We start from the raw sequence: 7,471 nt of genomic DNA on the forward strand, positions 1-7,471 counted from the left end.
GTACCGGTAGGTGCAGCGCTGCTGAGTGATGCGCTGCCGCTGCAGGTCGCCGCCCTGCAGGAGATCAGCGTGACCGCGTACTTCCCGCAGCCCACCCGCCCTGCGGTGCGCCGCACCGTGGTGCGTGTGGCCGACGGAAAGCAGGATGCGGTGGCCGACAGCGTGCGCGTGGGCTATCAGCAGAATGTGTTCTCAGCCGTGCTGGTGCAGCGCGCGGATCGGCCGCAGGTGATCGTAGCCCTGGGTGATTCCATCACCGAGGGCGCGACGGCCTCGCGTGGCTCGTTCAACCAATGGCCCGAGCGGTTGGGCCAGCGTCTGCAGCAGGCCTGCCCGGACCGCTTCGTAGTGCTCAACCAGGGCATCAGCGGCAACAAGCTGCTGGACCACGGCCGCAGCCACAGCGCGCTGTCGCGGCTGGATCGCGACGTGATCGCGGTTGCCGACGCCGACCAGGTGATCCTGTTCGAAGGCATCAATGACATCCGCCACGGTGGCGGCGCACAGCCGCTGCCGGGACGCAGCACGGCGGACATGCTGCTGGGCTACCGCCAGGTGGCCGCACGGCTGCATGCGCATGGCATCCGCGCTCATCTTGGCACACTGACACCCTTCGGCGATTCGGAGCGTTACGAGCGGGTATCGGCCGCCACCCGCACCGCGATCAACCAGTGGGCGCGTGGCAAGGACACCGGTTTCGATGGCGTGGTGGATTTCGATGCGGCGCTGCGTGATCCGAAACAGCCGGAATCATTGCCGGCGGACATTACCCGCGATCACCTGCACCCGAACGACGAGGGCTACCGGCGCATGGCCGACTCGATCGATCTGGCGATGCTGGGCTGCACGACGCGTTGAATCACACAGCGCGGGCCAGCTCCCCGGGCAACATCACCATTTCACCCTGCCCCGCAGGATGTCGGCGAACATCACCCAGTCACCGATGAAGGAATACAGCGGATGGCGGAATGTTGCAGGGCGGTTCTTCTCGAAGAAGAAGTGGCCGACCCAGGCAAAGCCGTAGCCGCAGGCCAGTGCAGCCAACAGCAGCAGCGGCTGCCCTCGCAGCACGGCGGAGGCGACCAGCAGCAGCACACCGCAGCTGCCGATGAAATGCAGGCGACGCGAGACCGTGTTGCGGTGCTCGCTGAGATAGAACGGGTAGAACTCGCGGAAGCTGGCGAAGCGGGACATGCGCATGCTCCGTTCGTTGAGGGTAGTGCCGGGCCATGCCCGGCTACCTTTGCGATCGGCGGTCGAGCACGGCTCGACTCTACACCTCCGCGAACTACCCCGGCTGCCGCGGCCCGAACATGATCACCGCCATGCCGGCCAGGCAAAGCGCGGCACCCAGCATGTCCCAGCGGCTGGGACGGATGCCGTCGACCAGCCACAGCCAGAACAGCGCCGTGCCGATGTACACGCCACCATACGCGGCGTAAACGCGGCCGCTGGCAGTCGGGTGCAGGGTCAGCAGCCAGGCGAACAACGCCAGACTGGCCGCCGCCGGCAGCAGCAACCAGATGCTGCCGCCCTTGCGCAGCCACAGCCAGGGCAGGTAGCAGCCGACGATCTCGGCCAGCGCGGTCAGCAGGAACAGACCCAGCGTTTTCACGCTTTTTCCGTGGCCTTGGCGTGCTGCCAGAGGGCTTCCTGTGCATCCAGATCGAGTGCAGCCAGCGAATCGCCGTGTGCCTCGGCCTGCGCTTCCATCGAACGGAAGCGACGTTCGAACTTGTGGTTGGCCCCACGCAGCGCGGCGCCCAGATCGATGTCCGCATGCCGCGCCAGGTTGGCGCAGACGAACAGCAGGTCACCCAGTTCCTCCTGCAGGCGCGCCTTGTTGCCGGCGATATCGCCGCGCTCGAACTCTTCGCGCAGTTCCTGCAGCTCCTCGGCCGCCTTGTCCAGCACCGGCAGCGGACCGGGCCAGTCGAAGCCGACCTTGGCCGCGCGCGACTGCAGCTTCACCGCCCGCTGCCATTCCGGCAATCCCCGCGAGATGCCCGCAAGCGCCGAGGTGTCCTGCTCGCCCTTGGCAGCGCGCTCGGCGCGCTTGATCGCGTCCCAGTTGCGCATCACACCATCAGCATCGTCGACGCTGACGTCGGCGAAGACATGCGGATGGCGCCGCTGCATCTTGTCGCTGATCGCGCGCGCGACCTCGGCAAAGGCAAACGCCCCCTGCTCTTCGGCCATGCGCGCATGGAACACCACCTGCAGCAGCAGGTCGCCCAGTTCATCGCAGAGGTCGTCGAGGTCGCCCCGATCGATCGCATCGGCCACTTCATAGGCTTCCTCGATCGTGTAAGGGGCGATGGTGGCGAAGTTCTGTTCCAGGTCCCAGGGACAACCGCCCTGTGGGTCGCGCAGGCGCGCCATGATGGCCAGCAGGCGCTCCAGCTCCACGCTGGCAGTGCCGGTGGCAGGGGTGTCGTGCGTGCTCATGTGTTTCTCCAGGATCAATCGGACAACCAGTCCCGCCACGGCAGGCTGGTATCGCCCAGCGCCATGAACTCACCGTTCAACAGCGTCGGCCGGCGGTTGTAGCGGAACGGCTTACCGGTGCCGACCGAGAGCACCGCACCGCCGGCCGCGTGCAGCACGCACTGGCCGGCAGCGGTATCCCATTCGGAGGTCGGGCCCAGCCGCGGATAGACGTCCAGTCCGCCTTCGGCGATCCGGCAGAATTTCAGCGAAGACCCCTGCACCACGGTCTCGATGTCGCCCATCCGGGCCAGCAACGCATTCGTTTCGGCTGAGCGATGCGAACGGCTGGCGGCGACCCGCAGCGGCGCGGTCGCGGGTGTACGGGTACGCAGCAAGGTGTCATGTACACCCTGCCGGCGATACGCCAGCTCGCCCCGCATCGCGTGCCAGACAATGCCGGTGACCGGCGACTGGACCACGCCGAAGGCCGGGGCGCCCTGGTAGATCAATGCGATGTTGACGCTGAATTCGCCATTGCGCTTGACGAAATCACGGGTGCCATCAAGCGGGTCGACCAGCCAGTAGGCGCCCCAATGCTGACGCTGCTCCCACGGCACCAGCGGCGACTCTTCCGACAGGATCGGCAGGTCCGGGGTCAGCTGCCGCAGCCCCTGCTGGATCACCCGGTCGGCAGCGAGGTCGGCAGCGGTGACCGGGCTGTCGTCGTCCTTGAGTGTCACGTCGAAACCGTTGCTGTAGATCTGCATGATGGCCTGCCCGGCTTCCTGGGCGATGGCGATCGCGGTCTCGCGCAGTTCCGTGGTCAGCTTGATCATCGTGCTCCCTGCAGCCACTGGCGGGCGATGAACAGGGCCGCCAGCGAACGCCCTTCGGAAAAATCCTCGCGCAGCATCAGCTGGTCCAGATCGGCCAGCTTCCACGGCACCACTTCCAGCTCCTCCGGCTCGTCTCCGGCCAGCTTCTCCGGATACAGGTCGCGCGCGACCACCAGCCAGGATTGATGGCTCATGTAGGTCGGCGCCAGGGTCATCGCGCGCAGCACGTCGACCTGCCGTGCGCCATAGCCGGCCTCTTCCTTCAGTTCACGGTCGGCGGCCTGCTCCGGCGTTTCGCCGGCATCGATCCGGCCCTTGACCAGGCCAAGCTCGTAGCGATGCATGCCGGCCGCGTATTCACGCACCAGCAGCACGGTTTCATCATCGAGCATCGGCACCACCACCACCGCGCCATGGCCACGGCTGACCAGGCGCTCGAAGCGGCGGCGCTCGCCATTGGAGAACTCCAGATCCAGGTGCTGGCGCTGGAAGGGCCCGTTCTCCTCGTCGGTGATCCGATGGATGATCGGCAGAGGACGCCTGGCGCGGTCATCGTTCATGCGGAATCTCCGTGGCAACCGGCGCATGCGCCGAGGCCGATAGAATGTGCAGGCAGCAACATGTTCATGAGCCCGAAATGCTAGCAGACCCAACCCCCTCTCCGCTGGTCCAGCACTGGCGGCAACGCGACCTCCAGGTCCTGTGGCACCCGTGCACGCAGATGCGCGAGCATCCGGACACGTTGCCGCTGGTGCCGATCGCCCGTGGCGAAGGCGCCTGGCTGATCGATCACGACGGCAACCGCTACCTGGATGCCGTCAGCAGCTGGTGGACCAACCTGTTCGGCCATGCCGAGCCGCGCATCGGCGGTGCCATCGCCGCCCAGGCCGGGCAGCTGGAACAGGTGATGCTGGCCGGCTTCGGCCATGAACCGGCGATCACCCTGGCTGAACGCCTGCTGGCCCTGGCGCCGCGCCAGCCCGGCCGCGCGCCGCTGGCCAAGGTGTTCTACGCCGACAACGGCTCGGCCGGCGTCGAAGTGGCGCTGAAGATGGCCTTCCAGTATTTCCAGAACCGCGGTGAGACCCGGCGCACGCGCTTCGTCTCGCTGGAGAACGGCTACCACGGCGAGACGCTGGGCGCTCTCGCACTGGCCGACATCCCGCTGTATCGCCGGGTCTATGCGCCGCTGCTGGCCGAAGGCCTGTTCGCGCCCTCGCCCGACGCCTACCTGGCCGAGCCCGGGCAGAGTGCGGCCGACCGCGCGCGCCAGGCCGCCGACGGCCTGGCCACGCTGTTCGACCAGCATCCGGGCGAAATCTGCGCGGTGATCCTGGAGCCGCGGCTGCAGTGCGCCGGTGGCATGCGCATGCACGATCCGGCCTATCTGCAGCGCGTGCGCGAACTGTGCGATGCCCATGGCGCCTTCCTGATCGCCGACGAGATCGCCACCGGCTTCGGCCGCACCGGCACGATGTTCGCCTGCGAGCAGGCCGGGGTGATGCCCGATCTGCTGTGCCTGTCCAAGGGCCTGACCGGCGGTTTCCTGCCCTTGGCTGCGGTGCTGGCCACGCAGGCGCTGTACGACGCGTTCCTCGATGATTCGCGCGAACGTGCCTTCCTGCATTCGCACAGCTATACCGGCAACCCGCTGGCCTGTGCGGCGGCGTTGGCCACGCTGGACATCTTCCACGACGATGACGTGATCGCCCGCAACCGCGGCATCGCCTCGGTGATGGGGACCCTGGCCGCACCGTTCGCCGACCATCCACACGTGGCCGATGTGCGCCAGGCCGGGATGGTGGTGGCCTTCGAACTGACCCGCAACGGCGACAAGCGCACGCCCTTCGATCCGGGGCTGAAGCTGGGGCTGCATGCCTACAAGGCCGCGCTGAAGCGCGGCGTAGTGCTGCGCCCGCTGGGCAACGTGCTGTACTGGATGCCACCGTACTGCGTGGACGACGAACAACTGGAGCTGCTGGCGCATACGACGCTGGCAGCCATCGACGAGGCAATTGCATGCGCGTGACCCGCTGCCCCATCGACCTGGCGCTGCACAGCGGCCAGACCGTGACCCTGCCGGAAGAGACGGCCAACCACCTGGTGCGGGTGATGCGCCTGCGCGAAGGTGACACCTGCGTGCTGTTCAACGGCGATGGCCACGACTACACCGCGACGCTGACGCTGGCCGGCAAGCGCGAGGTACGGGTGCGCATCGACCAGGTGCAGCCGATCGCCAACGAATCGCCGCTGACCATCACCCTGCTGCAGGGCATCGCACGCGGCGAGAAGATGGACCTGATCCTGCAGAAGGCCACCGAACTGGGGGTGAGCGCGATCGTGCCGGTGAATGCCGAGCGTACCGAGGTGAAGCTGGATGCAGCGCGCGCGGAAAAGCGCGTGGCGCACTGGAACAACGTGGTGCAGTCGGCCTGCGGGCAATCCGGCCGTGCGCGCATTCCGCAGGTCGGGCCGCCACAGTCGCTGGCACAGGCCAGCGCGGCACTGCCAGCCGACACGTTGCGGTTGACCCTGGACCCGCTGGGAGCGCACCGGCTGTCGACACTGCAGGCGGCGCCGGCCGGCGGCGTGGTGATCGCCATCGGCCCCGAAGGTGGCTGGTCGCCGCGTGACCGTGAGCAGCTGGCGGCCGCAGGCTTCCAGGGCCTGCAGTTGGGCCCACGCATCCTGCGCACGGAAACCGCAGGCCTGGCCGCGATCGCGGCATTGCAGGCACGGTTGGGCGATCTAGGATAAGGCTCCGGTCCGGTGGCCGCTGCGCTCGCCGGGCATGGCCCGGCGTTACCCGATATCCGGAACGCCTGCGGTAGCGCCGGGCCATGCCCGGCGGATTCCGGTCACGCCGTCAGCGAATCCAGCGCGGCTTCCAGCGCGTCGAGATTCGGCAACAGCGCGCTCTGTTCGCCCAGCAGCACGCGCATGTGCACGATGTCGGGCAGGTTTTCCTCGGACGCGTCGGCCAGCAGGCCATCACGCGGTACCGAGATCAGCTGCGGGAAGCTCTGCGTCAACAGCGCGTAGTAGGGACGCTCCAGGTTGCCGCTGAGGGTCTTGAGCACCACCACCTTGTTGTGGCCGGCCACCGTCTCTTCGCCCAACCCGGAGAGCCGTGCGAACGACACCAGGGGCACCTGCCAGCCGTGCCAGCCGATCTCACCCACCAGCCAGCGCGGAGCGTCGGCCACCGCCTGCACCGGTACCCGCGACATCATCTCGGCCACGGTTGCATTGGGCAGCAGGACCCGTTCGGCACCCGCCGAGATCAGGACGCCGCGGATCTCATCATTGCTGGCGTAGCTCATGCGGCATCTCCGTCGTCATCCAGGCCCCAGCGCGCGGCGATCACCTGCGCCAGTTCCTGTGGTTCACCGGCCACCATGCCGGCGGCGACCACGGCCGTCGCCGCAGCCGGGTCGTAGCAGCCTTCGCCCACCTGCCCGGCTACCCAGGCGCCGGCGGCGGCGAGGTCCAACGCCGGGCCGACATGGGCCAGATCGGCACCACTGAGCAGCACCAGCGCGCTGTGCTCGGCCGACAACGCGGCAATCGAGATGCCCTGCGCTTCGCTCTGGAAATACAGGCCATCGGCGGCGACGTGCACGCCGATGTCATCGGCCAGCACGTGCACTTCGCCCGCGGTGGCGCGCTGTCCGGCTTCGGCCAACTGCACCGGCAGCGCCGATACGCGCGCCATCTGCTTGACCAGATTGCCGTAGCGGCCGCCGTCCAGGCGCATGTGCACCAGCACTGGCACGGCCAGCCCGCTGGGCAGTGCCGCGAGCAGGCGGCGCAACGCATCAGGACCGCCGATACCGGCCAGTACCAGCAGCGCACCAGCGCGGCTGCCTGCGGGTGCGGCGGCGTCCAGGTCGACCAGTGAAAGATGCTCGGTGTCGAATGCCGGTTCCGGCGTGGCGACCGTAGCAGCAGCACGCGGATCTGCCGGCGCGTCGCTGGCCTCGTCGACCAGCGACCAGGCCGTGTGGTCGGTGAACACCCTCGGTGGAGCTGCCGGTACCGGCGGCGGCGCAGGCGCTGCATCAGCCGGCGTCGCCGTCTCCGGCAGCACCGGCTGCAGCGCCGCCAGTACCTGCTCCAGCGCAATCGGCTCGTGCAGTTGTGCCGGCGGCGAATAGAGGCCATCCGCCGGCACGTCGTCGGCCCACGAACGGGCCTGTTCCAGG

The 7,471-nt window shown here is 68.1% G+C and carries 10 protein-coding genes; 3 read left to right on the forward strand and 7 right to left on the reverse strand.

Going from position 1 to position 7,471, the window contains the following annotated elements:
* Positions 1 to 858 (forward strand): GDSL-type esterase/lipase family protein (locus tag DBR20_RS16315; RefSeq protein WP_108266961.1); only part of this gene is annotated, 858 nt, incomplete at its 5' end.
* Positions 859 to 891: 33 nt separating this feature from the next.
* Here the strand turns inward: DBR20_RS16315 and DBR20_RS16320 are convergent.
* The 5 genes from DBR20_RS16320 to nudE all read right to left on the reverse strand — a co-directional run bounded on the left by DBR20_RS16320 (position 892) and on the right by nudE (position 3,826).
* Complete coding sequence (locus DBR20_RS16320; RefSeq protein ID WP_089236520.1) at positions 892 to 1,194, reverse strand: DUF962 domain-containing protein; 303 nt, start codon at positions 1,192 to 1,194, stop codon at positions 892 to 894.
* Between the two features lie 94 nt (positions 1,195 to 1,288).
* Positions 1,289 to 1,615, reverse strand: a complete 327-nt coding sequence (locus DBR20_RS16325; RefSeq protein ID WP_089236521.1) for a YnfA family protein — start codon at positions 1,613 to 1,615, stop codon at positions 1,289 to 1,291.
* Complete coding sequence (gene mazG, locus DBR20_RS16330; RefSeq protein WP_108266963.1) at positions 1,612 to 2,448, reverse strand: nucleoside triphosphate pyrophosphohydrolase; 837 nt, start codon at positions 2,446 to 2,448, stop codon at positions 1,612 to 1,614. Before mazG ends, DBR20_RS16325 begins: the two co-directional genes overlap by 4 nt.
* A gap of 14 nt (positions 2,449 to 2,462) precedes the next feature.
* Positions 2,463 to 3,266 (reverse strand): 3'(2'),5'-bisphosphate nucleotidase CysQ, encoded by an 804-nt coding sequence (cysQ, locus tag DBR20_RS16335; RefSeq protein ID WP_108266965.1) that lies wholly within the window; start codon positions 3,264 to 3,266, stop codon positions 2,463 to 2,465.
* On the reverse strand, positions 3,263 to 3,826 hold the full coding sequence (gene nudE / locus DBR20_RS16340; protein WP_088100969.1) for an ADP compounds hydrolase NudE: 564 nt from the start codon (positions 3,824 to 3,826) through the stop codon (positions 3,263 to 3,265). The genes cysQ and nudE overlap by 4 nt, the downstream gene beginning before the upstream one ends.
* A gap of 77 nt (positions 3,827 to 3,903) precedes the next feature.
* Between nudE and bioA the strand changes: the two genes are divergently transcribed.
* Positions 3,904 to 5,295, forward strand: a complete 1,392-nt coding sequence (bioA, locus tag DBR20_RS16345; protein WP_219927824.1) for an adenosylmethionine--8-amino-7-oxononanoate transaminase — start codon at positions 3,904 to 3,906, stop codon at positions 5,293 to 5,295.
* Positions 5,286 to 6,023: a 16S rRNA (uracil(1498)-N(3))-methyltransferase gene (locus tag DBR20_RS16350; protein WP_108266969.1), complete on the forward strand. Its 738-nt coding sequence runs from the start codon at positions 5,286 to 5,288 to the stop codon at positions 6,021 to 6,023. Before bioA ends, DBR20_RS16350 begins: the two co-directional genes overlap by 10 nt.
* 101 nt (positions 6,024 to 6,124) lie before the next feature.
* On the opposite strand, the gene DBR20_RS16355 is transcribed toward DBR20_RS16350, so the two are convergent.
* Together DBR20_RS16355 and DBR20_RS16360 are read right to left on the reverse strand one after the other, a co-directional pair.
* Complete coding sequence (locus tag DBR20_RS16355) at positions 6,125 to 6,589, reverse strand: chemotaxis protein CheW (protein WP_108266971.1); 465 nt, start codon at positions 6,587 to 6,589, stop codon at positions 6,125 to 6,127.
* A partial coding sequence (locus DBR20_RS16360; RefSeq protein ID WP_258223399.1) for a chemotaxis protein CheB occupies positions 6,586 to 7,471 on the reverse strand: 886 nt, incomplete at its 5' end. The genes DBR20_RS16360 and DBR20_RS16355, both read right to left, overlap by 4 nt.

The organism is Stenotrophomonas sp. HMWF023 (assembly GCF_003060985.1).
Taxonomy (GTDB): domain Bacteria; phylum Pseudomonadota; class Gammaproteobacteria; order Xanthomonadales; family Xanthomonadaceae; genus Stenotrophomonas; species Stenotrophomonas lactitubi.